This window comes from Polaribacter sp. Hel1_33_96, assembly GCF_002846595.1.
Classification (GTDB): Bacteria; Bacteroidota; Bacteroidia; order Flavobacteriales; family Flavobacteriaceae; genus Polaribacter.
In genome coordinates this window covers 482,487-507,364 of sequence record NZ_PJMV01000001.1, presented here as the reverse complement: position 1 = coordinate 507,364, position 24,878 = coordinate 482,487, and the positions used below count along the sequence as shown (strand labels likewise).

The 24,878-nt window shown below is 31.1% G+C and carries 23 protein-coding genes; 7 read left to right on the top strand and 16 right to left on the bottom strand.

Going from position 1 to position 24,878, the window contains the following annotated elements:
• Nucleotides 1–5: 5 nt before the first annotated feature.
• Genes ATE90_RS02280 through ATE90_RS02265 form a run of 4 tightly spaced genes read right to left on the bottom strand, consistent with a single transcriptional unit; the run spans nt 6 to nt 4,740 of the window.
• Nucleotides 6–2,036, bottom strand: coding sequence for a dipeptidyl-peptidase 3 family protein (locus ATE90_RS02280; protein ID WP_101450717.1), 2,031 nt, complete (start codon nt 2,034–2,036; stop codon nt 6–8).
• Between the two features lie 38 nt (nt 2,037–2,074).
• Complete coding sequence (locus tag ATE90_RS02275; protein WP_101450715.1) at nt 2,075–2,836, bottom strand: hypothetical protein; 762 nt, start codon at nt 2,834–2,836, stop codon at nt 2,075–2,077.
• The gene (locus tag ATE90_RS02270) at nt 2,836–3,393 is read right to left on the bottom strand and encodes a DNA-3-methyladenine glycosylase I (RefSeq protein ID WP_101450712.1); all 558 of its coding nucleotides are present in this window, start codon (nt 3,391–3,393) and stop codon (nt 2,836–2,838) included. The genes ATE90_RS02275 and ATE90_RS02270 overlap by 1 nt, the downstream gene beginning before the upstream one ends.
• Nucleotides 3,394–4,740 carry a M24 family metallopeptidase gene (locus ATE90_RS02265; protein WP_036783448.1) on the bottom strand — a complete coding sequence of 449 codons (1,347 nt, stop codon included), beginning with the start codon at nt 4,738–4,740 and terminating at the stop codon, nt 3,394–3,396.
• Nucleotides 4,741–4,840: 100 nt separating this feature from the next.
• Between ATE90_RS02265 and ATE90_RS02260 the strand changes: the two genes are divergently transcribed.
• Complete coding sequence (locus tag ATE90_RS02260) at nt 4,841–5,275, top strand: DUF6146 family protein (protein ID WP_036783445.1); 435 nt, start codon at nt 4,841–4,843, stop codon at nt 5,273–5,275.
• On the opposite strand, the gene ATE90_RS02255 is transcribed toward ATE90_RS02260, so the two are convergent.
• Nucleotides 5,268–5,762, bottom strand: a complete 495-nt coding sequence (locus tag ATE90_RS02255; protein WP_036783442.1) for a dihydrofolate reductase — start codon at nt 5,760–5,762, stop codon at nt 5,268–5,270. The two genes, ATE90_RS02260 and ATE90_RS02255, sit on opposite strands and share 8 nt — an antisense overlap.
• A gap of 302 nt (nt 5,763–6,064) precedes the next feature.
• On the opposite strand from ATE90_RS02255, the gene ATE90_RS02250 reads away from it, so the two are divergent.
• Nucleotides 6,065–6,361, top strand: coding sequence for an isoamylase early set domain-containing protein (locus ATE90_RS02250; RefSeq protein WP_036783441.1), 297 nt, complete (start codon nt 6,065–6,067; stop codon nt 6,359–6,361).
• Nucleotides 6,362–6,417: 56 nt separating this feature from the next.
• Here the strand turns inward: ATE90_RS02250 and ATE90_RS02245 are convergent, their stop codons facing one another.
• The 5 genes from ATE90_RS02245 to ATE90_RS02225 all read right to left on the bottom strand — a co-directional run bounded on the left by ATE90_RS02245 (nt 6,418) and on the right by ATE90_RS02225 (nt 11,333).
• Nucleotides 6,418–7,242 carry a thymidylate synthase gene (locus tag ATE90_RS02245; protein ID WP_036783440.1) on the bottom strand — a complete coding sequence of 275 codons (825 nt, stop codon included), beginning with the start codon at nt 7,240–7,242 and terminating at the stop codon, nt 6,418–6,420.
• A gap of 63 nt (nt 7,243–7,305) precedes the next feature.
• The gene (locus ATE90_RS02240; RefSeq protein ID WP_036783432.1) at nt 7,306–8,709 is read right to left on the bottom strand and encodes a NupC/NupG family nucleoside CNT transporter; all 1,404 of its coding nucleotides are present in this window, start codon (nt 8,707–8,709) and stop codon (nt 7,306–7,308) included.
• An 18-nt stretch (nt 8,710–8,727) separates the two neighbouring features.
• Complete coding sequence (locus ATE90_RS02235; RefSeq protein WP_036783429.1) at nt 8,728–9,339, bottom strand: bifunctional nuclease family protein; 612 nt, start codon at nt 9,337–9,339, stop codon at nt 8,728–8,730.
• A 175-nt stretch (nt 9,340–9,514) separates the two neighbouring features.
• Entirely contained in the window at nt 9,515–10,477 is a 963-nt protein-coding gene (locus tag ATE90_RS02230; protein WP_036783427.1) for an electron transfer flavoprotein subunit alpha/FixB family protein, read from the bottom strand.
• Between the two features lie 109 nt (nt 10,478–10,586).
• The gene (locus ATE90_RS02225) at nt 10,587–11,333 is read right to left on the bottom strand and encodes an electron transfer flavoprotein subunit beta/FixA family protein (protein WP_036783424.1); all 747 of its coding nucleotides are present in this window, start codon (nt 11,331–11,333) and stop codon (nt 10,587–10,589) included.
• A gap of 216 nt (nt 11,334–11,549) precedes the next feature.
• On the opposite strand from ATE90_RS02225, the gene ATE90_RS02220 reads away from it, so the two are divergent.
• The 4 genes from ATE90_RS02220 (at nt 11,550) to ATE90_RS02205 (ending at nt 17,643) form a co-directional block, all read left to right on the top strand.
• Nucleotides 11,550–12,527: a pyruvate dehydrogenase complex E1 component subunit beta gene (locus tag ATE90_RS02220; RefSeq protein ID WP_036783421.1), complete on the top strand. Its 978-nt coding sequence runs from the start codon at nt 11,550–11,552 to the stop codon at nt 12,525–12,527.
• A 175-nt stretch (nt 12,528–12,702) separates the two neighbouring features.
• The gene (locus tag ATE90_RS02215) at nt 12,703–13,230 is read left to right on the top strand and encodes an inorganic diphosphatase (protein WP_036783414.1); all 528 of its coding nucleotides are present in this window, start codon (nt 12,703–12,705) and stop codon (nt 13,228–13,230) included.
• A 118-nt stretch (nt 13,231–13,348) separates the two neighbouring features.
• Nucleotides 13,349–15,784 (top strand): sodium-translocating pyrophosphatase, encoded by a 2,436-nt coding sequence (locus ATE90_RS02210; protein WP_036783409.1) that lies wholly within the window; start codon nt 13,349–13,351, stop codon nt 15,782–15,784.
• Nucleotides 15,785–15,990: 206 nt separating this feature from the next.
• Entirely contained in the window at nt 15,991–17,643 is a 1,653-nt protein-coding gene (locus tag ATE90_RS02205; protein WP_101450709.1) for a metallophosphoesterase, read from the top strand.
• Between the two features lie 459 nt (nt 17,644–18,102).
• Here ATE90_RS02205 and ATE90_RS02200 read toward each other — a convergent pair whose 3' ends face one another.
• Entirely contained in the window at nt 18,103–18,741 is a 639-nt protein-coding gene (locus ATE90_RS02200; RefSeq protein ID WP_036783392.1) for a cysteine hydrolase, read from the bottom strand.
• A gap of 162 nt (nt 18,742–18,903) precedes the next feature.
• Between ATE90_RS02200 and ATE90_RS02195 the strand changes: the two genes are divergently transcribed.
• Complete coding sequence (locus ATE90_RS02195; protein WP_101450707.1) at nt 18,904–19,827, top strand: helix-turn-helix domain-containing protein; 924 nt, start codon at nt 18,904–18,906, stop codon at nt 19,825–19,827.
• 3 nt (nt 19,828–19,830) lie between these two features.
• Here the strand turns inward: ATE90_RS02195 and ATE90_RS02190 are convergent, their stop codons facing one another.
• The 5 genes from ATE90_RS02190 to ATE90_RS02170 are packed head-to-tail and all read right to left on the bottom strand — an operon-like array spanning nt 19,831 to nt 24,634.
• Complete coding sequence (locus ATE90_RS02190) at nt 19,831–20,676, bottom strand: biotin-dependent carboxyltransferase family protein (protein ID WP_036783389.1); 846 nt, start codon at nt 20,674–20,676, stop codon at nt 19,831–19,833.
• Complete coding sequence (pxpB, locus tag ATE90_RS02185) at nt 20,669–21,415, bottom strand: 5-oxoprolinase subunit PxpB (protein WP_235317678.1); 747 nt, start codon at nt 21,413–21,415, stop codon at nt 20,669–20,671. Before pxpB ends, ATE90_RS02190 begins: the two co-directional genes overlap by 8 nt.
• Nucleotides 21,393–22,124 (bottom strand): 5-oxoprolinase subunit PxpA, encoded by a 732-nt coding sequence (pxpA, locus tag ATE90_RS02180; protein ID WP_101450705.1) that lies wholly within the window; start codon nt 22,122–22,124, stop codon nt 21,393–21,395. Before pxpA ends, pxpB begins: the two co-directional genes overlap by 23 nt.
• A gap of 1 nt (nt 22,125) precedes the next feature.
• Nucleotides 22,126–23,352, bottom strand: a complete 1,227-nt coding sequence (locus tag ATE90_RS02175) for an Nramp family divalent metal transporter (protein ID WP_101450703.1) — start codon at nt 23,350–23,352, stop codon at nt 22,126–22,128.
• Complete coding sequence (locus tag ATE90_RS02170) at nt 23,345–24,634, bottom strand: amidohydrolase (protein WP_036783383.1); 1,290 nt, start codon at nt 24,632–24,634, stop codon at nt 23,345–23,347. Before ATE90_RS02170 ends, ATE90_RS02175 begins: the two co-directional genes overlap by 8 nt.
• Nucleotides 24,635–24,878 lie beyond the last annotated feature (244 nt).

Genomic DNA, 24,878 nt, shown 5'->3' with positions numbered 1-24,878 from the left:
TTGTTTTAATTCTCCGTTCCTAAAAAATTATAATTTTTAGAGTAGAATAACATCTGCTCCTCAAAAGTCTTTGGTTGAGTTACAACAATATCCAAAATAGATTCGTTTTCATCCAACTTTGTAGCTAAAACAGGATTTACAAAACCACTATATGGTGCCGAAGTAAATTGTTCATTTCTCTTAATTACTTCTTTATGAATCTGCTGATCTACTTTTACTCCGTAACCTTCTACTAATTTTTTAGCGGCTTCAAAATCTCCCTCAGATTTTATACGTTGAGTTTCACGTAATAATCTACCAAAAATTTCTCTTAACTTTTCGTAATTAGTAATATTGAAGTAAGTCTTATTATTCTCTTTTACGATTTTTTCTATCACATTTTCTTTTTCACCTTGTTCAAACGCCCAAGCAGAGACCCATTGGCGATTCACCATATGATCTTCTTCGATTTCATCACCTAAATTAATTCTTATTAACTGTGTCATTAAACCATTTCTGATGTATCCATCATACGCAGCCATTCCTAGCTCTTTATAATTATCAGTTAAACCTAATTCTTGTAATTTTGGATCCATTAAATAATACAAACCAACTAAATCTGCACGTCCTTCTTCCATGGTAGAAGCATAATTTTGAAGTGTTTCTTTAGGTTGACCGACACCATCATTTATTTGACCAGAGGCATGCCCAACAACCTCATGCAAAGCTGTATGTAGCTTGTCAGAAATTTGACCATATTTTTCTTCTAATCTTATCTCCTCATCATCATGAGCAAATTCTTTTAAACGTCCTGTGCCACCTGCATTGTTGTATGCCCCTATAATGTTACCAAGAGAAACCGATTTAGAACCATGTTGTTGACGTATCCAATTATTGTTTGGTAAATTCACGCCAATTGGTGTACTTGGAGATGCATCTCCTGCTTCACCTGCAACATTCACAGTTTTATAAGAAACACCTACTACATTCTCTTTTTTATGAGTTGGATCTAATGGGGCATTATCTTCAAACCACTGTGCATTATCCGATAAAACTTTCATTTTACGGGACATATCAAAATCTTTAATTTGAACAACAGTTTCATAAGAACCTCTGTAACCTTTTGGGTCGTTATAGACTTCAATAAAACCGTTAATCCAATCTATATTCCCTTCAATAGATGTTACCCAGGCAATGCAATATTTATCCCAAGTATCTAAACTACCTGTTTTATAATAATCAATTAACAAACTTAGAGCATTTGCTTGTTTATCGTTTTCTGCTACGCCTTTTGCTTTTTCTAACCAAATAATAATATTATCAATCGCAGCTCCATACATTCCTCCAGATTTCCAAACTTTTTCAAGTAACTTTCCGTTCTCTCTCACTAATTTAGAGTTTAAACCTGCTTCAACTGGCATTCCTTTAGGACCTTTGTATGCTGATTTATAGAAATCAACAACATCTTTATCCGTAATATCTGGTGCATAAAAATTTATTGCTGATGACAAAACGTTGTCATTTCCAGATTTTTTGTTTACTTTTTTCGTATCTGCATCGTTAAATAATACTTCAATAATATCCGCAGATAATTCTGAATTAGAATTTTTCAACAATTCGCTTACAAAATATTCCTTTGTAAATTCTGGCTTAATTTTATCATTAGAATAGTGATGATGAATTCCGTTTGAGAACCAAACTCTTTTTAAATATGTTTTAAAGAATTTAAAATTTTTACTTTCTCTATCTCCTTTATAGTTTTGATTGATACTTTCTAGAGCTTTTCTAATACTTAAATTATAGCGGTAATTTTGATCCCACATAATATCTCTACCTGCTAAACCTGCTTGCGTTAAATAATACACAAGTTTTTTTTCTTTTAAGGTAAGTTCTTCAAAACCGGGTATTTGGTAACGTAATACTTTGATATCTGCAAATTGCTCCACAAAATGATTAAATTCAGTTTCCGCTTTTACAGTTTTCTGGTTATTTTCTGATTTACAAGAAATCAATAAAGCAGCTAGTAAAAACGTGTAAATTATATGTTTTATTTTCATTTTATTAAATTTATAATTGATCCATAAATATACAAAATTTATACGTGATTTCTTTGGATACTTTTTAGCCTTGACCAAGTTATTTTATGTCTTTGGGTGTACATAAAAAAGCATCCAATATCCAATAAAAAGTAAAATAAACTAATACCACTAGGAGGATTATTACTTGGCAAAAAGGTAAAAACATCAAATGCAGTAGAAGGCCATTTCCAACACCCAAATGCAGTTCCTCCAATTTCTAGAATAGCGACTAAAATATACATTGAGAAGAAGAACAGTTTATCTTTTGGTCTTTTCCAAAGTAGTAAAAACATACAAATAGTCATTACAAAGCCAAAAACATCTGAAAAGAAAATTAAATACACAGTGGCAAAAATTCCGATACAAATTCCAAATAATCTTTCAATTTTTTTATGATACTTTCTTACTACTGGTGCTTTGCTAAACATAATAATACGTCCGTATAAAGCTGCATGCCCTAAGGGAACGTATAATGGTACATTTTCTAAGCGATAGGTGTACATATTTAAACCTCTAGAAAATAAATATTCTCCTCCAAAGCCTAAAATTACAGCATAAATCATTAATTCTTTAGTTCTTGGATTTGCTCTCCAGTACATTACAATAAACCCAAAAATCATTAAAATATTAATAGGTATTTGAGAATCTAAAATGTTTTCTATAAAATAAATACTATCAAAAAAAAGAACGAAAACGAAAATAATAAAGAGTCCGAATCTCCTATTAAAAACATTTATGAATTTCTTTAAATCGTATTTTGGGATTTTTAATACACCCATTACTTTGGATATTTATAACATTCAGTTGTATGATCATTTACCATACCAACTGCTTGCATATATGCATATATTACAGTTGAGCCAACAAATTTAAAACCTCTTTTTTTTAAATCTTTAGAAATTTTATCAGACAATTCTGTAGTAGCAGGAACTTCCTCTCTTTTATGAAATTTATTAATAATAGGTTTGCCTTCTACATAAGACCAAATAAATTTAGAAAATGAGCCAAATTCTTCTTGCACTTGCATAAACAATTGTGCATTTGCAATGGCACTTTTTATTTTTAATTTATTTCTGATAATACCTGCATCTTGTAATAAAGACAAATATTTACTTTCAGTATATTTTGCTATTTTTTCATAATCGAAATTATTAAAAGCTTTTCTAAAATTTTCTCTTTTATTTAAAATGGTAATCCAACTTAAACCTGCTTGAAAAGTTTCTAACACTAAAAATTCGAACAAAGTTTCATCATCATAAACAGGCTGCCCCCATTCATTATCATGATATTCTTGATATAATTTACTATCTGACACCCAAAAACATCGAGACTTCATTTATTTAGTTTCTATTGGTTTAATATTTGTTTGCCTTCCATTAACATATTCAAAAACATCATCACCAAAAAAGCCAGCTTCTTCTAGCATAATTCTAATATCTTTTTGCCATTCTTTTATAGTTACTGTGGTGTTTAGCTCAATTGCATATGCAGTATTTTTTTGCAAAGGATAATCCCCTTTAAAAGGAACTCCATTTTGAGAATCCCACATACCAATTGTGGTCCCCGCACTATGACCATATTTCCCTAAAGGATGCGTATAAATTGACGGTTTTAATCCTTCTTCTTTTGCTTGAGATAAAGATTCTGATAAAATTTGATTCCCAGTTTTACCATACTTCATAGAACTTGTTAAAATATCTTGCAGTCTATTTCCTTTCTTAAAAGCATCTTTTAAAAATTGTGGAACCTGCTTTTCATCATCTTTTAAAACATAAGCATGCTGCTGACAATCTGTATTTAACCCAACATAAGTAATCCCAAAATCACAATGTAATAAATCTCCTTTTTGAATAATCTGTTCTTCTTTCCCTTTAGAAAAAGATTCAATATGTGATTTTAAAACTTCTTTATTCCTTTGCACATCTATTGTTGGATGAAACCAAGTTTCTAAACCTAAACTTGTTACTTTTTGGCGCAAAAACCAGACAACATCATCTGTTGAAGTTACACCAGGAACAATTACTTCCTCAGAAAAAGCTTCATCAATAATATCGTGAGTAATTTTTACTAACTCTCTAAATAATTCTAATTCTTTTTTAGTTCTAGTTTCTATCCAAGCAATCGCTAATTTTTCTGCTGAAACCAATTTTGAACCTAATTCTTCTGGCAAATTCTCCTTTAATTCATCATAATCTGTTTTTACTAAACCATCTGCTAATGGAAAGTGTTTTGAAAAATTAATTCCGATCTTTTTAGGATTTCTCTCTCTTATCATTTCTGCTAAAGCGACCCACTGATTGGGTTCCTTTTCTTTATCCCAGGCAGATTTTATGCTTTTCCCTATATTATATCTTGCTACCGCTAATCTTTCTAAAGTGTTTTTTTCTTTATTTCTATAAAAAACAATAATAGTTCTTCTCCTTGCATTTAACCAAGTTGCGGGTAACATTGTCTTTAAAACTGGATCTTCATTATATTCTCTAGAAATTAATAGCCACATATCAATCTCTGATTTGTCCATTAATTCTGGAAGCAAATTTGTAAATCTATCTTCTAAAAGTTTGTCTTTTAAAGCTGCCCTATCCTTTTCTTCTAAAATTGAATATTGATTCTTTACCAATACTTTTTTCGTGCAAGAAAAGAAAATACAAAAAACAAGAATTACTACTATTTTAAACTTCATTTTTTTTGATTTTAATTTTTAAAATTAATGTTAAAAGAATTAAAAACCAATGGTTTTTAAAGAAAATTTTGCAAATTTACATATCATAAAACTTCTGATTATGAAACTTTTAAAACAAATACTTATCCTATTTACTATTTCGATATTTTTTTCGGCATGCGGTTCTGCTTCCATAAATAGCCAAAAAATAAAAAAAGAAGAACCCGTTATTATTGCTAATGAACGTTTAGAATATGAAATTATAATTATTGATATTGGCTTTACAAGTTTTTTAAATTCTATCTCAAAACCTGAAGGATATTATTCTCAAAATTATTTAGAAGCTAGAAATAGAGTTTGGGTTTTAGAATGGAACAATAGAGCCAGAAACCCTAGCCGATTTAATCCTAATATTTACGAAAACACAGTTGACTATCAACCAACTATAAATTATGGCTATGAGGTAAATTATAAATTATATAATTACTTTTTATTTGCACAACAAAAATATAAGATGAATTTGGGTGGCGGGTTTAGAGCCAACAGAATTAATTAGTTCTCTTTTGAAATCTTAAAAAACTATAATCGAATTTATTCTTTTCATCGGCTTTAAAATCTTCTCTTGCAACTTCTTTCCAAATTTCGGGATCTATTTCCGGAAAAAAAACATCTGCTTCAAACTCATGATGAACCAAAGTAATATCTAAAGTATCTCCAATATTATTTTCCATAGCATATTTATACACTTGAGCTCCACCAATAATAAAAATTTGATCGTCTTCTTTTGCTAATTCAACTGCCTCTTCCAGACTGTTTGCAACTAAACACCCATCTTTGAAGTATTTTTCATTTCTAGTAATAATAATAGAAGTTCTGTTTGGCAATGGTTTGCCTATAGATTCAAAAGTATTTCTACCCATTAAAATATGATGACCTGTAGTTGTTTTTTTAAAGCGTTTTAAATCTCCTGGCAAATACCATATTAAATCATTATCTTTTCCTAACGCATTATTTTTTGCAATTGCCGCTATAATTGTAATCATTTGTGCTCTTTGAATTTATGCGAAATTACAGTAAATGTTTTGAGATTTGATGCTTTTTGCTCATTTTGAACTAAATCTTTAGAAAGCGAATACGTTTTCGATACAAAAATCGCTGATAATCAACTTAAAACAACTGTACATTATTTTAAAAATACAATAATTTAGTTCTACTTTTATTTTGAATTATCAATAATTTGAACACACAATTTATGAAACTGATAATTCTCTAAAATTCTTATAATATTATTTTTGTAGCTATATTCTACTTCAATAAATTTACATTATAATTTAATTTAATAATTATGTCAATTAAAAAACAATTTTTAAAAAGTAAGCCAGTGTGTAAAGTAACTTTTACTGTACCTGCTGAAGAAGCAAATAATGTTGCAGTAGTTGGAAGCTTTAATGAGTGGAATGGAAAAGCAACTCCACTTAAAAAATTAAAAAATGGATCTTTTAAAGGTACTGTTGATTTAGATTGTGGAACTGCGTATGAATTCAGATATCTAGTTGATGGAGAATATATAAATGAGCAAGAAGCGGATGGTTCCGTTTGGAGCGATTTTGCTGGAGCTAATAACTGTGTATTAAGTTTATAATACTTATTATGTAGTATAAAAAAAGAACGTTCAAATTAGAATTGAACGCTCTTTTTTTACACTGCCACGATACCTTTTATATGCGGATGCGGATTGTAATCTAACAACTCAAAATCATCAAAAGTAAAATCTTCGATGTTTTTTATAGCTGGATTAATTTTCATTTTTGGCAATGACCTTAAATCTCTAGACAATTGTAATTCTAACTGTTCTAGATGATTGTTATAAATATGTGCATCTCCAAAAGTATGTATAAATTCTCCTGCTTCATAACCACAAACTTGTGCAATCATCATTGTAAATAATGCATAAGAGGCAATGTTAAAAGGAACTCCTAAAAAGATATCTGCACTTCTTTGATATAGCTGACAAGATAATTTTCCGTCAGTAACATAAAATTGAAAAAATGCATGACAAGGAGGCAAAGCTGCTTTTCCATTGGAAACATTTTCTGAAAATGAAATAGAGGTATCTGGCAATACCGAAGGATTCCATGCCGAAACCAACATTCTTCTAGAATTCGGATTCTTTTTTAAAGTTTCAATCACTTCTTTTAATTGATCTACTTCATCGCTATTCCAATTGCGCCATTGATGACCATAAACAGGTCCTAAATCTCCATTTTCATCTGCCCAATCATTCCAAATTCTTACACCATTTTCTTGCAGATATTTAATATTGGTATCGCCTTTTATAAACCAAAGCAATTCGTAAACAATCGATTTTAAATGCAACTTTTTTGTAGTTACCATTGGAAAACCTTCACTCAAATCAAAACGCATTTGATATCCAAAAACACTTTTTGTTCCTGTGCCTGTTCTATCTCCTTTTTCGTTTCCGTTCTCTAAAACATGTTTTACTAAATCGTGATATTGACGCATTGTTTAATCATTTAATTATTACATTGTTTAAACATATAAACGCTTAAACAATTATACTTTTTTCTAGCCTATAATCATCCCTGCAATCGTTGCAGACATTAAAGAAGCAATTGAACCACCAATTAAAGCTTTCATTCCGAATTCTGATAACGTTTTACGTTGACCAGGAGCTAAAGAACCAATACCACCTATTTGGATCCCAATAGAAGCAAAGTTTGCAAAACCGCACAACATATAGGTTGCCATTATCACAGATTTATTAAAGGTAAGGTGTGTTGCATTTGCTACATTTTTTAATTCTGCTAATTGAATATACCCAACAAATTCGCTTGCTGCTAATTTAATTCCTAGTAACTGACCCATCATAGAAATATCTGCAGTAGGCACTCCAATTAGCCACATTAATGGCGCAAAAATAGATCCCAAGATAAATTCTAATGATAAGGCTTTATATGCTGAGTTTTCTGCAATAATACTATTCAAAGTTGTTACGTCTCCAACCCAACCTAACATACCATTTAACATGGCAATAACAGCAACAAAAACTAGAAGCATTGCTCCAACATTTACTGCTAAACGCAAACCTTCGGTAGTCCCATTTGCAATAGCATCTAAAATATTAGATCCTATTTTCTCTTGAGAAACCGTAACATCTGAATTTACCTTTTCTGTTTGGGGATATAATATTTTTGAAACTACAATAGCTCCTGGAGCTGCCATAACTGAAGCTGCTAAAAGGTGTTTCGCAAATACTAACTCCAAAGCTTTGTCTCCACCTCCTAAAAAACCAATGTAAGCTGCCAAAACTGCTCCTGCTACTGTAGCCATGCCGCCAATCATAACCAAAAGCATTTCTGACTTATTCATTTTTTCTAAATAAGCTTTTATTAAAAGTGGTGCTTCTGTTTGCCCTAAAAATATATTACCTGCTACAGAAAGACTTTCCATTCCAGAAATTCCTAAAAACTTAGATAAACCAATTGCTAAAACTTTAACAACTTTTTGAATAATCCCCAAATAAAATAATAATGAAGTTAGCGCTGAAAAGAAAATAATAGTTGGTAATACTTGAAAAGCAAATATGTATCCAAATTTACTCATATCACCCACCATACCTGCAAATAAAAACTCACTACCTGCCTTTGTATACCCTAATATTTCTATAAATACTCCGCCAACCAATTCAAAAATAGATTGAATAAATTCTACCTTTAGAACACCAATTGCAATTATTAATTGAAGAAATAAACCAATAGCTACTTTCTTCCAGTCAATTGCCTTTTTATTAGCGCTAAATAAAAAGGCAATAATAATTAGAGCGAACATTCCTAAAACCCCTCTCCATAAACTACTCAGAGAAAATCCTTGGCTTGGTAAAATTTCAGACACATCAGCGACTGTTTCGGTATTTTGAGAAAAAATTGAAATTGATAATAAACAAAAAATGACTGTAAGTATTTTTTTCATAATCTAGTTGTAATACATTTAAGAACGTTTGCTAATTTCGTCTCTAATTTTTGCAGCTATTTCATAATTTTCATTAACAACTGCATTGTTTAATTGTTTGTGTAATTCTTTTAAAGACAAACGCGAGTAACTATTTTCTTCTTTATCAAGAGCCTCCTCTAATTCAAAAGAGAGTTCAGAAGGTTCTTTTTTCTTTTGAATAGCCATTTCTTCTTCAGCTTTTAAATAAACACCAGCTTTATCTAGGATGTTTTCATAAGTATAAATTGGCGCTTTAAAACGCACTGCGATCGCTATAGCATCAGAAGTTCTGCTGTCGATGACCTCTTGCTTGCCTTCTCTTTCACAAATTAAACTAGAAAAGAAAACTCCGTCTACCAGCTTATGAATAATTACTTCTTTTATGTTAATTTCATACCGATCAGAAAACGTTTTAAATAAATCGTGTGTAAGCGGTCTTGGCGGTCTAATTTCGGTTTCTAGCGCAATAGCAATAGATTGTGCTTCAAATGCTCCAATTATAATAGGTAATGTTCTTGTTCCTTCCATTTCACTCAAAACTAATGCATACGCACCGCTTTGAGTTTGACTGTAAGAAATTCCTTTAATATTTAGTAGTATTAAACTCATATATAATTATATACGATACAAAAGAGTATCTTATATTACATTTTTTCTGAGGGCACAATTTAATAAAAATAATAGATTGAATACTTTTATTTAAAGAGTTTTTATGAAAAGAAAAAACCTACTAGTTATAAAACTAATAGGCCTCCATTTAAACCAACTAATTTAAATATTTGAATTAAGCTTGTTTAAAAGCTTTTAACTTCTCTATTAATTTTGGAACTACCTCAAAAGCATCACCAACAATACCATAATCTGCAGCTTTAAAGAAAGGTGCCTCTGGATCTGTGTTAATAACTACTTTTACTTTGGATGCGTTAATTCCGGCTAAATGCTGGATTGCTCCAGAAATTCCGATAGCTATATATAAATTAGATGCTACAGGTTTTCCTGTTTGCCCAACATGTTCGCCGTGAGGACGCCAACCTAAATCTGAAACTGGTTTAGAACATGCAGTTGCAGCACCTAAAATATCTGCTAACTCCTCAATCATTCCCCAATTTTCTGGCCCTTTTAAACCTCTTCCTGCAGAAACAACTGTATCTGCATCTGCAATGGTTACTTGACCTGTAATTCTTTCTACTTTTTCTGATGTTACTCCTAAATCCGTGTCAGATACTGAAGCTTCAAAATTTTCTACTATTCCAGAAACTAAATTCTCATGAATTCCATAAGAATTTTTAGCGACTCCAATTACTTTTTTCTCCGAAGAAATTACGGTATTTGAAAATGCTTTGTTAGAAAATGCTTTTCTTTTTACTGTAAATGGATGCGTAGCACTTGGCAATGCAACCACATTAGATGCATAACCGGCATCTAACGCCACTGCTATCATTGGTGCAACAAATAATCCATCTATACTAGAATCTAAAATCACTACTGAAGAACCTTGTGCATCTGCCACTTGTTTTATAACCGATGCATATGCTTTGGCATTAAATGTAGCTAAAGAATCGTTAGAAACTGAAACTACTTTTTCTGCTCCATAAGCAAATAACTCTTCATTATTATTGGCATTTATTGCAAGAGCAATTACATTACTTCCTAATTGTTCAGCAACCTTTTTCCCGTAAGAAACTACCTCAAAAGCACTCTTTTTGAATTTTCCTTCTGTTGAATCTGCAAAAACTAAAACTGACATATTTTTATTTTTTTACCCTGAACTTGTTGCAGGATCTAATTATTTTTTCTTTCCTCTTTAAACGAGATTCCGAAATAAACTCGGAATGATTTCATCTTTACTAAAAAAGTTAAATCACTTTAGCTTCATTATGCAACAAGTTAATTAACTCATCAATATTATCCGCATCTACTAATTTTACAGCTCCTTTTGGCACTGGCTTTTCAAATGACTCTGCAGAAGTTGCATTTTCTACAGTAATTGGTTCAAGGACATTTAAAGGTTTTTTACGAGCCATCATAATTCCACGCATATTTGGTATACGTAAATCTTTTTCTTCAACAATTCCTTTTTGACCAGCAACAACTAATGGTAAAGATGTACGTAAATGTTCATTTCCACCGTCAATTTCTCTAGATAGAGAAACCGAAGTTCCATCAACTTCCATTCCAACACAACCATTCACAAAATTGTAATCTATTAAAGAAGCTAACATACCAGGAACCATTCCTCCATTATAATCAATGGATTCTCTACCCGCTAAAACTAAATCATATTCTCCGTTTTTAACAACTTCTGCTAATTGCTTTGCAACAGATAAACCATCAGTAGCCTCCATATTAACACGAACTGCAGCATCTGCTCCAATTGCCAATGCTTTACGTAAAGTTGGCTCAGTAGATGCATTTCCAACGTTCACAACTGTTACACTTGCCCCTTGTTTTTCTTTAAACCACATAGCTCTTGTAAGGCTAAACTCATCATAAGGATTAATTACAAACTGAACTCCATTTGTATCAAACTTAGTGTCGTTTTCTGTAAAATTAATTTTAGAAGTGGTATCAGGAACATGACTAATACATACCAATATTTTCATAAATTTTATTTTTAATCATTTTTTCTGGAGCAAAATTACGTCTTTTTTTTAAAAAATACTATGCACGCATAGTATTTTTTTTATTATTTATTAATTTCCGAAAACGATTGAGTGTTTATTCTCCTATTTCCAATGAGTTTCTATAGTTGAACAAAAAAAATTGACAATTATTTCATTACTTTTGCAACAAGAATAAATAACTATATTAAAAAATACATGAAAACAGTTCAATTCAGAGAAGCTATTTGCGAAGCAATGAGTGAAGAAATGCGCCGAGATGAAAGCATTTATTTAATGGGTGAAGAAGTTGCGGAATACAACGGAGCTTACAAAGCTAGTAAAGGAATGTTAGATGAGTTTGGAGCAAAGAGGGTTATAGATACTCCAATTGCTGAACTTGGTTTTGCTGGTATTGCAATTGGTTCTGCTATGAATGGGAATAGACCTATTGTAGAATATATGACGTTTAACTTTTCTTTGGTTGGTATTGATCAAATTATAAACAACGCTGCAAAGATTAGACAGATGTCTGGTGGTCAATTTAACTGTCCAATTGTATTTAGAGGTCCAACAGCATCTGCTGGCCAATTAGGAGCAACACACTCGCAGGCATTTGAAAACTGGTTTGCAAATACACCTGGTCTAAAAGTGATTGTGCCGTCAAATCCTTATGATGCGAAAGGTTTATTAAAAGCAGCTATTAGAGACGATGATCCAGTAATTTTTATGGAATCTGAGCAGATGTATGGTGATAAAATGGAAATTCCAGAAGGAGAATATATAATTCCTATTGGCGTTGCAGATATTAAAAGAGAAGGTACCGATGTAACTTTGGTCTCTTTTGGAAAAATTATCAAGGAAGCTTACAAAGCTGCTGATGAATTAGCGAAAGAAAATATTTCTGTAGAAATTATCGATTTAAGAACTGTGAGGCCTATGGATCATGCAGCAATTATTAAATCTGTTAAGAAAACAAATAGATTAGTAGTTTTAGAAGAAGCATGGCCTTTTGGAAGTATTGCAACTGAAATTACCTATAGAATTCAAGACGAAATATTTGACTATTTAGACGCTCCTGTAAAAAGAATTACAACCGCAGATACTCCTGCTCCATATTCTCCCGTTTTATTTGAAAAATGGATCCCAAATTCTAATGATGTAATAAAAGCAGTTAAAGACGTTTTATATATATAGTTTAAACTTTTTTTAAAAGAAATATAGAATCCTTTTTGATGAATTTCAAAAAGGATTTTTTATTGCTTTCTATATTCCTAACCTGTTCGAAAACCATTGCGTAATTTCACTATAAATTTCCTTGAAAAACTTTCTAGATTAATTACTTTTGCCGGAAGTTTAAAAATAAAAATTCATGAGCCTAGAAAACAAGAAAACTTTCGATGTTTTAATCGAGATACCTAAAGGAAGTAGAAATAAATATGAATACGATTTTGATTTGAATAAAATACGTTTCGACAGAATGTTATTCTCTTCTATGATGTATCCTGCAGATTATGGTTTTGTACCAGAAACATTAGCATTAGACGATGATCCATTAGATGTTTTAGTTTTAGGACATGAACCAACTTTTCCTATGTGTGTTATTGAAGTAAAACCTATTGGAGTCTTTCATATGACAGATGAAAAAGGGCCAGATGAAAAAATTATTTGTGTACCTATTTCAGATCCAATTTGGAATAATAAAAATGATATTTCAGACTTAAATCCTCATAGGTTAAAAGAAATAGAACATTTCTTTCAAGTTTATAAAGATTTAGAAAAGAAAAAAGTAGATGTTGGTGGTTGGGGAAATGCTACAGAAGCAATGCAAATCTATAAAGATTGTGTTAGGAGATACGAAAAAAGCGACTACAAAAAGACCGATAATTTCAAGATATAGAAATTATTATATTATAAAATTAAAGACCTCCTAAAATTAAACATTTTAGGAGGTTTTTTAGTTCTGTTTGATTTTATTACTTTTACCACCGTTTTAAACTAATCAAATATAAAAATTTATGGAATCAATGATGATTTGGATGCCAATTGCAATGGCTTTATTAGGCTTAGCATATATGGCAGTAAAGAAATCCTGGGTAATGAAGCAAGATGCAGGTGATGGAAAAATGAAAGAAATTTCGGATCATATTTATGAAGGTGCTTTAGCATTCTTAAAAGCCGAATATCGATTACTAGCAATTTTTGTACTTGGAGCAAGTATTGTTTTAGCTGGTGTTTCTTTTGTGGTTGAATCAACTCACATTCTTATCGTAATCGCCTTTGTTATTGGTGCTATATTTTCTGCTTTTGCAGGAAACATGGGTATGAAAATTGCAACCAAAACAAATGTAAGAACAACGCAAGCTGCAAAAACTAGTTTACCGAATGCATTAAAAGTTTCTTTTGGTGGTGGTACAGTTATGGGCCTTGGAGTTGCCGGTTTAGCGGTATTAGGTTTAACAGCATTCTTTATTATATTCTATCACATGTTTATGGGTGGTGTTTGGACAAACACTAGCGATATGACAATGGTATTAGAAACATTAGCAGGCTTTTCCTTAGGAGCTGAATCTATCGCATTATTTGCTAGAGTTGGTGGAGGTATTTATACTAAAGCTGCCGATGTTGGAGCTGATTTAGCGGGTAAAGTACAAGCAGACATTCCTGAAGATGATCCAAGAAACCCAGCAACTATTGCTGATAATGTTGGAGATAATGTTGGAGATGTTGCAGGTATGGGCGCAGATTTATTTGGTTCTTATGTAGCTACCGTTTTAGCCGCTATGGTTCTAGGAAACTATGTAATTAAGGATATGGGGGGAAGTATTACCGACGCTTTTGGCGGAATTGGACCCATTTTATTACCTATGTCTATTGCCGGTGTAGGAATTATCATTTCTCTTATCGGAACCCTTTTAGTTAAAATTTCATCTAACGATGCAAAAGAAGCGGATGTGCAAAAAGCATTAAATATCGGAAACTGGGCATCAATAATAATGGTAGCCGTGGCCTGTTATGGTTTAGTAACTTGGATGTTACCAGAAACAATGAAAATGGATTTCTTCGGAGAAGGTCCTCAAGATATCTCTTCAATGAGAGTATTCTATGCTTGTTTAGTCGGTTTAGTTGTGGGTGCTGGAATCTCAGCATTTACAGAATACTACACAGGATTAGGTTCAAAACCAATTTTAAAAATTGTACAACAATCTAGCACTGGAGCAGGAACAAATATTATAGCTGGTTTAGCTACGGGTATGATTTCTACATTCTCTTCTGTATTATTATTTGCTGCTGCAATATGGGCATCATATGCTTTGGCTGGATTTTATGGAGTTGCTTTAGCGGCTTCTGCAATGATGGCAACAACCGCTATGCAATTAGCGATTGATGCTTTTGGACCAATTGCCGATAATGCTGGTGGTATTGCTGAAATGAGTGAGCAAGATCCAATTGTTAGAGAAAGAACAGATATTTTAGATGCGGTTGGTAATACAACTGCTGCAACTGGTAAAGGTTTTGCTATTGCATCTGCTGCATTAACATCGTTGGCTTTATTTGCGGCGTATGTAACCTTTACAGGTATAGACGGAATTAATATTTTTAAAGCTCCCGTATTAGCAATGCTATTTGTGGGTGGAATGGTTCCTGTAGTATTTTCTGCTCTAGCAATGAATGCTGTAGGTAAAGCTGCCATGGAAATGGTAAATGAAGTTGTAAGACAGTTTAAAGAAATTCCTGGAATTATGGAAGGAACTGGAAAACCAGAATATGATAAATGTGTAGCTATTTCTACAAAAGCATCTTTAAAGGAAATGATGTTACCAGGCATCTTAACAATTGGTTTCCCAATAGCAGTTGTATTAATAGGTAAATTAGTTTACCAAGAGAACAATATGTTGGTTGCTGAAATGCTAGGTGGTTATATGGCTGGTGTTACTGTTTCTGGTGTACTTTGGGCTATTTTCCAAAATAATGCTGGTGGTGCGTGGGACAATGCTAAAAAATCTTTTGAAGCTGGTGTTGAAATTAACGGAGTAATGACCTATAAAGGTTCTGAAGCGCATAAAGCTGCTGTAACTGGTGATACTGTTGGAGATCCATTTAAAGATACTTCTGGACCATCAATGAATATCTTAATTAAACTTACCTGTTTAATTGGATTGGTAATTGCGCCAATTTTAGGAGGACATGCTGATGCAAAACCTCATGCTGAAGAAATTAAAAAAGAAGTAAAAGTTGAAATAAAACAAACTTCTGGAGATTTAGCAATGGCTACAATTACAACGACTAAAACTATTGGTGGTGAAGTAACTGAAGAAATTCAAAAAATTGAAGGAACTGTTGCAGAAATAGAAAAGAAAGCGAATGAAGCTGGAAAAATTACTTCTACTAATATAGAGACTTCAAAGCATAAAATAAAAGAAGTAAAAATGGTTGTAAAATCACAAGAATAACTTCTAATCTTAATTATATAAAAAAGCATCCAGATTTGGATGCTTTTTTTATATTCCAATTTTAAGCTCCGTTAAGAAGTCGTTTACAGTTTATATTAGTACTCATTATTATCCTAAAAATATTTTAAAAAAAAATCGGATTGTACTATAATTTGAAACTACATTAAATTAAGCTTATTTTTGTTTTAAATCATTACAATTTATTTATGAATTTATTATTAATTCCCTTTAAAAGAATACCTATATTATTATATTTTCTAGCTTTTCAATGCGCAACTTTTGCCCAAGAAACGATTGTAATTTTTGCTATTAATGATCCACACAGTGAAATAGAAAATTTCGCTAAAATCAAACCACTAATTGATGCTGAAAAAGCAAAAAATCAAAAAGTATATTTTGTAGCAGGCGGAGATCTTTTTTCAGGAAATCCGATTGTAGATTATCATCAAAATAAAGGATATCCAATGATTGACATGCTTAATAAAACTGGACTCGATGTAAGTGTTATTGGTAATCATGAATTTGATTATGGTCAAGCGATACTTAATGATCGTCTTGAGCAAGCAAATTTTCCTTTTATTTGTGATAATGTCTCTGGAGGAACCGGTAAACTAGGCGATATTCAGGGAAGTACAATTATAACAAAAGATGATTTTTCAATTGCATTTGTAGGTGTCGTAGAAACAGGTAGTCCAGGAGGATATCCATTAACGCATCCAAAAAAAATTCAAGGTTTATCTTTCACAGAAGGCTTAGATAGTTTTGAAAATTACAAAGATCTTAAAGTTAATGATAATGTTGACTTAATCGTTGCTCTTACGCATTACGGAAGTTATAAAGATGAAGAAATTCTTGAAACCTACAATTTTGTAGATTTAGTTATCGGTGGTCATAATAACCAGGAGTATGGTGTTGCACATGCGAACGGTTATAAAGTAATGTCTGGTGTAAATTTAGAAAAAATTTCAAAAACTACTTTAACCGTAACTAATAAACAAATAACAAATTTTGAATTTGAACTCATCAATTTATCAAATTCTAATTTAGCTTTAGACAATGCTTTAGCAGAAGACATTGATGGGTATTTTAATAACCCGAGCTTTTATACAAATATCGGTTCTTCTGTATCAACATTAACAAAGACCTCAACAGGTTGTTTTTATACAGATGCTCTACAAGTAATTTCTGATTCAGATATGGTGATACAAAATTTTGGAGGTATTAGAGATAAAATTTATGAGGGTATAATTACACCTTTTTCTATTTACTCGATAGATCCATTTGGTAATGGATTTGACACCTATACAATGAGTGTTACAGCACTTAGAAATTTTTTAAATGAATACCCCTCTAGTTTTAGCTATTCATTAGACACAAGTTTTAAAGTTTCAAAGAACCAAAACAATGAATTTATCTTTTTTAAAGATGATATTTTGCTTCAAGACAGTAGTCAAATAACCTTAAGTCTTAATGACTATATATCTAGTGTATATCCAAACTTATTTCCAACAACCCCTAGCTATTCATTTCCCCTAACCACAGCCGATTATTTAATTGAATATTTAACGAATCATACAGACCAGCCAATCGATTACCTAAACTGTAATCAAAAAAATAACACATTGAATATTAATGAGATCGTTCATGAACCTATTATAAAAATATATCCATCATACATTGAAATTAATTCGGAGGAAGATAACTTTAGTGGAGAAATTTATAATATTACAGGTCAGTTAATTTATAGATCTGTAAATTCAAATAAAATTGATATTCAATTTTTAACAAACGGTATCTATTTATTTAAATTAAACTCGCGAAACGGCACTCAATTTAAAGTTCAAAGATTTGTGAAATGAATTTAAGGCCTTCTCTCTGATCTATAAAACTACAGTTTACAATGCTCCGAAGCGACCTATAAAACATTGGAAACTAAAGATTTTTTTTGGAAAATTCATTGGCTAAATCTAATGAATGTATAAACTCCTGAAAACGTTACATCTAAAGAGATTAGATCTAGTAATACTCTAACTTGAATAATTGTGCAGAAACCTAAATGTAAAACCTTAATCATTCGAAACAGTTTTAAAAAGTTAAAATGAATTATTAAACATTCGATTTTCAAGTTCAAAAAAATCTTTTTTAGTAATTATGATAAATTTTAAAAATTGAAAAACTACTTCTATTAACGTTATGAAATCCAAATAAAAAGAGACCATAAATGGTATCTTTTTATTCCAAAATTTAGAGATAGTAGAATATTATATAATATTCTATTAAATCCTCATTCATCCGATAATTAATTCAAAAAACAAGTTTTATTCATAGCCTTTTCCCTTTAAAACCAATTCATCTTGGCCCTTTACAATTTTCATAAACTCTAAACTTGTCATCGGTTGACTAAACATTGGAAAATCTTTCTCAATAGCATTTTTATGTTCTTCCAAACTTAAACCCGCGCAACAATCTGTAAGTGTAATCACGTTATATCCATTTTCATAAGCAGTGCGCATTGTAGACTCTACACAACAATTAGTTAAAAATCCTCCAATTGCTATATTTTTTATTCCTTTACTTCTTAAAATAAAACCCAAATTTGTGCTATGGAAACCACACAAACCACGTTTACCTTCTATTATTACTTCATTTTTTTGTGGAGTAAATTTTTCATGAATTTCAATACCCCAAGAGTTTTTTTGAAAAGCATTATTATCTACAATACCTTTTAAAATACCATAAGGATTACTCGTTAATTCACTATAGTTCTCAGTAAATGAAATTGGTATATGAATAACATGTACTCCCTCTTTTCTTGCTTTTTCAACTAGATCAAAAGTATTAGATAACATATTGGTCTCATCCATAACATTTTTTACTGCATCATGAAATATACCACCCTCTGTGGTAAAGTCATTTTGAAATTCAATTAAAATAATTGCTGTTTCGTCTTTCTTCATATTTTTAAAATTTAACTTTTGCAAAAAGTATTTTATAATTTTAGATATTCACATTGCTAAACTAAATTTTATATTTAATTAAGAATGTCACAATCATAACGATTAATAGCACAATCTTCCCAATGAGTTTGGATTAATGTTCTTAAATTATTAAATTACACCATGAATAAAATCAAACCGCTTGATCTAACTCCAAATGCCAATGTAAATAAACTCATAGAGCAAAGGCGAGGTTTTAATTTTAACATGTGTGAGTTAAACATTTATGAGACAAGACAAAGAGTTTTAAATTTTCCTTTGAGCTTTAACGGTTTTACCATAACTTCAATGCTAAGAGGTTCAAAACGGGTGCGTTTTAATGACCTAATATCTAGAGATTACAACCCGGGTAATACAATTATAGCGCCTGCTCATGAAAAATTAGAAATAGATTTCCCGGAAGCATCTTTTACGAATCCAACACAATGTTCAGCTTTGACGTTAGATGATAATTTCGTCAAGAAACAAATTAATGAATTTAATGAAAGTCTAGACGGAGGTACTTTCATAAAAAACTGGCAATTATTTGATAATGCCTGGTTATGTAATAATAATGAAGACTTTGTAAATATTAAAAAGAAAATAACAAGAATCGCAGCTTCAAAAAATCCTTTAAATAATTTACATCTTAGCATATTATTAAAAGAACTTTTACTTTGTGTGCTCAAAATGCAAAATATAAGTGAACTAAGAAAAGATGCAAAATTCAATACTAACAATAGCCCTTTTTCTGCAGTTATTAATTTTATTCAACAAAATATATATAAAGAAATCAATATAACAGATTTATTGAAAATTTCTACAATGAGTAAATCCTCTTTTTATAGAGCATTTGCTGAGGAGTTAGGTATTTCTCCCTATCAATTGATTATTGATGAAAGACTTAAAATTTCTAAAAAATTACTTCTCGAAGAAAAGTTATCGATAAAAGAAACTGCTTATGCATCTGGCTTCTCAAGCTCCAACTACTTCATTCGATTATTCAAAAAAAACGAAGGATTAACGCCTAAACAATTTATGACCTCTAAATTAGTCCATCCTAAATAAACTTTAGAGTAATACAAAGTTTATTTTACTTCCGGTAAATTTTTGACTTAGTTTGGACAGAGAACTTTCAGATACTTGTAAAATTCTGGGATAACCACCTGTAACTTGACAATCTCTCATTAAAATAATTAATTTTCCGGAAGGAGTTAACTGCACTGTACCTGGTAAAACTGCTGATGTTAAAATAGATGGTAATTTATTTTCAATAATTTCATATAATTTATACCCCATTCTGTTATTTTCTTTTGAAATACTAAACTGATTTTCTACTATTTTTTTTTGTTGTTGGTCAGATAATAAGTAAAATTCAGGCCCTTTAGAACATTCAATATCGGTAGATTCATAATGACTTTTATTTATTTTAATCAACATATTTGAAGTTTCTGTAGTTATTTTTAGTTTAGAAATGGGTAAGATATCTCCAGACCTCAAAAGAAAAGTATTCGTAATATTTTTAAACGCACTTCTACTCCCCAACTTCCTATCAGATTGGAACCCATTTTTAACAGCCAGATAAGAACGAATGCCAAAATTCACTTTGCCAAAAGATAAAATATCGTTTTCTTGCACAATGATTTTAGAATTTAATAAAATAGGTTTCTTATTAATTTTTGGAGAAAAATTACCTCCAGAAATGCATATAACCGTTTTTGATAAAAACTGAAGTTTACAGCCTCCTAAAGTAATTTCTAAAACAGCACAATCTAAAGAATTGTTTAAAATTCTATTGGCTAAATCTGCTGAATAAGCATCCATTGCCCCTGAAACTGGAACCCCTAAAGAGGCAAAACCCCATCTTCCTCTATCTTGGATAGTTGTGTGGAATCCTGAATTTAAGACTTTAATCATTCAATACTGTTTTAAAAAGTTGAAATGAATTATCGGACACTAGATTTTCAAGTTTGAAAAACTCTTTTTTAGTAATTGAAATAAATTTTATACGATCTCCTGATTTAGCAAAACAAGGTTTTTTTTCTCCCACATCAAAAAAATTAATTGGCGTTTTACCGATAATATTCCAACCACCAGCAGAATTCACAGGATAGACTCCGGTTTGTTCCCCTCCTATTCCAACAGCACCTCGCTCAACATTCAATCGGGGATTTGGTTTTCTATCAAAATATAATTTTGAATTTAGGCCTCCTAAATAAAGAAAACCAGGTAAGAATCCAATAAAAAAAACAGTATAAACACTTTCTGAATGCATTTTAATAATTTCGGAAATCTCTAAATTTAAAGATTGTGACATTTCCTTTAAATCAATACCAAATTCCAAATCATAACAAACGGGAATTTCCCATAGAAAATTTTGTTTTTGTTCAACCGCTGAATTTACAGCATAAATTGCTTTTAATTTTGCAACTTCTTGCTTAAAGTTTACAAATATGTCTCTGAATATGATGGTTAAAGAATTGTAACCAACAATAGAATCTAGATAGGTATCCCCTTTTTGGTCTTTAATTTTATCTTTAAATTCTAATATATCTTGTAAAATTGCTTCATCAATTATAGGTTTCCATTCAATCAGAATTGCTTTAGCTCCAAAAGGTTTATATGTAAGCGTATTATCCAACAATAATTCCTTCATTTTTTATGTTATTCGAAACGTACTCTGCGATTTCAATTGCATTATTTGCATCTCCATGCAAACAAAAAGTGGTTGCTTTTATTTGCACTTCTTTTCCTGAAATTGTTTTTACTTTATCTTCTTTTATAATTCTCATAACATGTTGAAAAACGTTTTCTTTATCTAGTATCATCGCATTTTCACAAGCTCTAGAAACTAATGTTAAATCATCATTATAGTTTCTATCAGCAAAGGCTTCATACTTGATTTTTATATTATTTTCTAGGGCAACTTTTTCAATAACGGAACTATAAGGCACATACAAATAGGCATCAATAGCATACTTTTTAATGATGTCAATAAATAAAACTGCTACATCTTTATCTATAGCAATGGCATTGTATAAGGCGCCATGTGGCTTTATATGATGCATTTTCACTTTAAAAACAGCAAGCCTATTCAGAAATAAATTCAACTGATTTTGTATACTTTCTTTAAAATCATCGTCGGCCATCTCTATTAATTTTCTGCCAAAATTTTCTTTGTCAGGAAAAGATGGATGTGCACCAATTAAAACCTTGTTTTGAACCGCTAACTCTATCGTTTTATCTATGGTATTTTTATCACCAAAATGACCACCGCAAGCAATATTACAAGAAGAAATATAGGGCATTAATAAATGCTCATTATCCACTCCTTCACCAACATCACAATTGATATCAATTTTCATTTTATATAAAATTAAAAACTTTTAAAATTCCTTTAGCTCCTAAAAAAATAGAAATTGCTAAAATTATAAAACCTAAAAAATTTTGTGTTTTTGTATTTACAAAAACTCCTAAAACATTTTTCTTGTTCATAATCCACAATAAAATCCCTGCAATAATAGGCAATAACATACCATTTGCAACTTGAGCAAACTTTATAATTTCAATGGGTTTAATTCCTACAGATGAAAATAAAACCCCTAAGAATAGGATAATAATCCAAACCATTCTAAATGATTTTGACTTCATGTTTCCTTTCCAACCTAAACAGCCTTTTGCAACATAAGCAGCAGCCAAAGGAGCTGTAATAGCCGATGTTATGCCAGCAGCAAATAAGCCCAATGCTAAAAAATACTTAGAGAAATCGCCAAATAAAGGTGCTAAACCTTTTGCTAAATCGGCTGCATTTAAAATATCTTTTGATGGAATTGCCGCTGCAGAAATAATAATTGCCAAAGAAACCAATCCTCCAAGAATAATAGAAATTATAGTATCTTTTCTAGCCATAGAGACATCATCTTTATGCTTCCATCTTTCCTTAACCAAAGAAGCATGTAAAAACAAATTATAGGGCACTACCGTTGTGCCGATTAAACCAATTACGGTAAGTAAACTTTTCTCTGGAAATTTAGGAATAAACATCCCTTTCATCACCTCTAAAAGATTAGGCCTAGTGATCATTGCCGTTATCACAAAAGACAAACTCATGATTAAAACTAGCGCTATTAATGCTTTTTCTAAAAATTTATAATTACCAATATATAAAAGAATAAATGCAATAATACCAATGACGATACTCATAAAGTTGATGGAGCTCCCATTAAAATTATATCTAAATTCCCCAAAAATAGTTTCTAAACCTAAGATTCCTCCACTAATATTACCTGCTTCATAAGAGGCATTACCAACTACAATTGCAGCTAAAATTAGTATTGTAACTAATTGTTTTAAAAACGGAATTTTAATTTCTTCTCTAATAACCTCAGATAATCCTTTTTGAGAAATAATACCCAACCTAGCTGCCATTTCTTGCAAAATAATGGTTGCAAGTATTGAGAGTACCATTGCCCATAATAAATTGAATCCAAAATTTACACCTGCAAGCGTACAAAGTGTTACGGTTCCTGGGCCAATAAAAGCAGCCGCTATTAATGTACCAGGACCAATATTTTTAAAAATATTTTTAATCATTCAAATAATCGAGTGTTAAAGCAGTCATTGTTTTGACACCTAGTATAAAACCACTTTCATCAATCACAAAATCTGGCGTATGATGTCCAGCGGCATCTTCTGGTTTTACATCTAAGGTCTTTCCGCCTAAAAAGAAAAACATTCCAGGTACTTTTTGTTGATAGAAAGAAAAATCTTCTGCCCCCGTTATAGCACTAATTTTAACCACCTTTTCAGTTCCTGCAATTCGCTGCAACGTAGGCAGCATTTTTTCTGTTAATTTAATATGATTATATGTAATTGGTAGTCCCTTAGAAATTTCTATAGTTGCTTCTGCTCGGTGCACTTTTGCTATAGCAGGCACCATTTCATTCATTCTTTTATTGATAAACTTTTGCATATCATAATCTAAAGTTCTTATTGTACCGATTAATTTTGCGCTTTCCGGAATGATATTAGATCGTATGCCTCCATTCATCACTCCTACAGTAATGACCGCACCTTCTTTCGTCAGTTCTGCTTCTCTACTAATTATGGTCTGCAACCCTTGAATAATACTTGCAGATGTTAATATTGGGTCTACGCTTGTCCATGGTCTTGAACCATGAGCCTGTTTTCCTTTTATATTTATTTCAAAGGTTTGCGCTGCTGCCATAATTCCACCTGTTTTGTATTTTAAAGTTCCTACATCAGTTCCTGAATTGATATGTAATCCAAAAATTGCATCTACATCAGGATTTTTAAGGACATTTTCTTTCACCATTAATTCAGCGCCCCCTTCTTCACCCTTTGGTGCGCCTTCTTCTGCCGGTTGAAAAATAAATTTAACAGTTCCTTTAATTTTACTTTTCATTTTAGAGAGCACTTCTGCAGTTCCCATTAAAATAGCAACGTGAGAATCGTGACCACATGCATGCATTACCCCTGTTTTTTTTCCATTGTACTCAGAAGTTACAAGAGATTTAAAAGACAAATCGTTTCTTTCTGTGACTGGTAATGCATCCATATCTGCTCTTAGCGCTACTACTTTTCCTGGCAAATCTCCTTTTAATAAGCCAACCACACCTGTTTTAGCAACACCTTCTTGCACTTCTAATCCTAATTCGTTTAAATGTTTAACAATATATTTTGCCGTATTAAACTCTCTATTCGATAATTCTGGATTTTCATGTAAATGCCTTCTCCACTCAATCACTTTAGACTCTATCTCTTTTGATAATTCGCTTATTTTCAAATCATTTGTCTGTGAAAAAGAACTGAAGGTAACTGCAAATAATAAAAATACTGATACTATAATTTTCATAATTTTATAGGTTTTAGTTTTTGTAAATAAGGCGTACCATTTTACGATTAATATTTTATTTTTTAAATATATGATTTTAAATCTAAAGTAGTATTCACAATTTATAACTGCTTTCGAATTACAATTCAGAATAATCAATATAAATAAACTTAAATACAAGTATTATTTTCAATAAAATGATAAACGATTTAAAGCTCTCTTAGGATGGCGCCTTTCTTAAACAAAAAAACATCTCTTAAAAGAG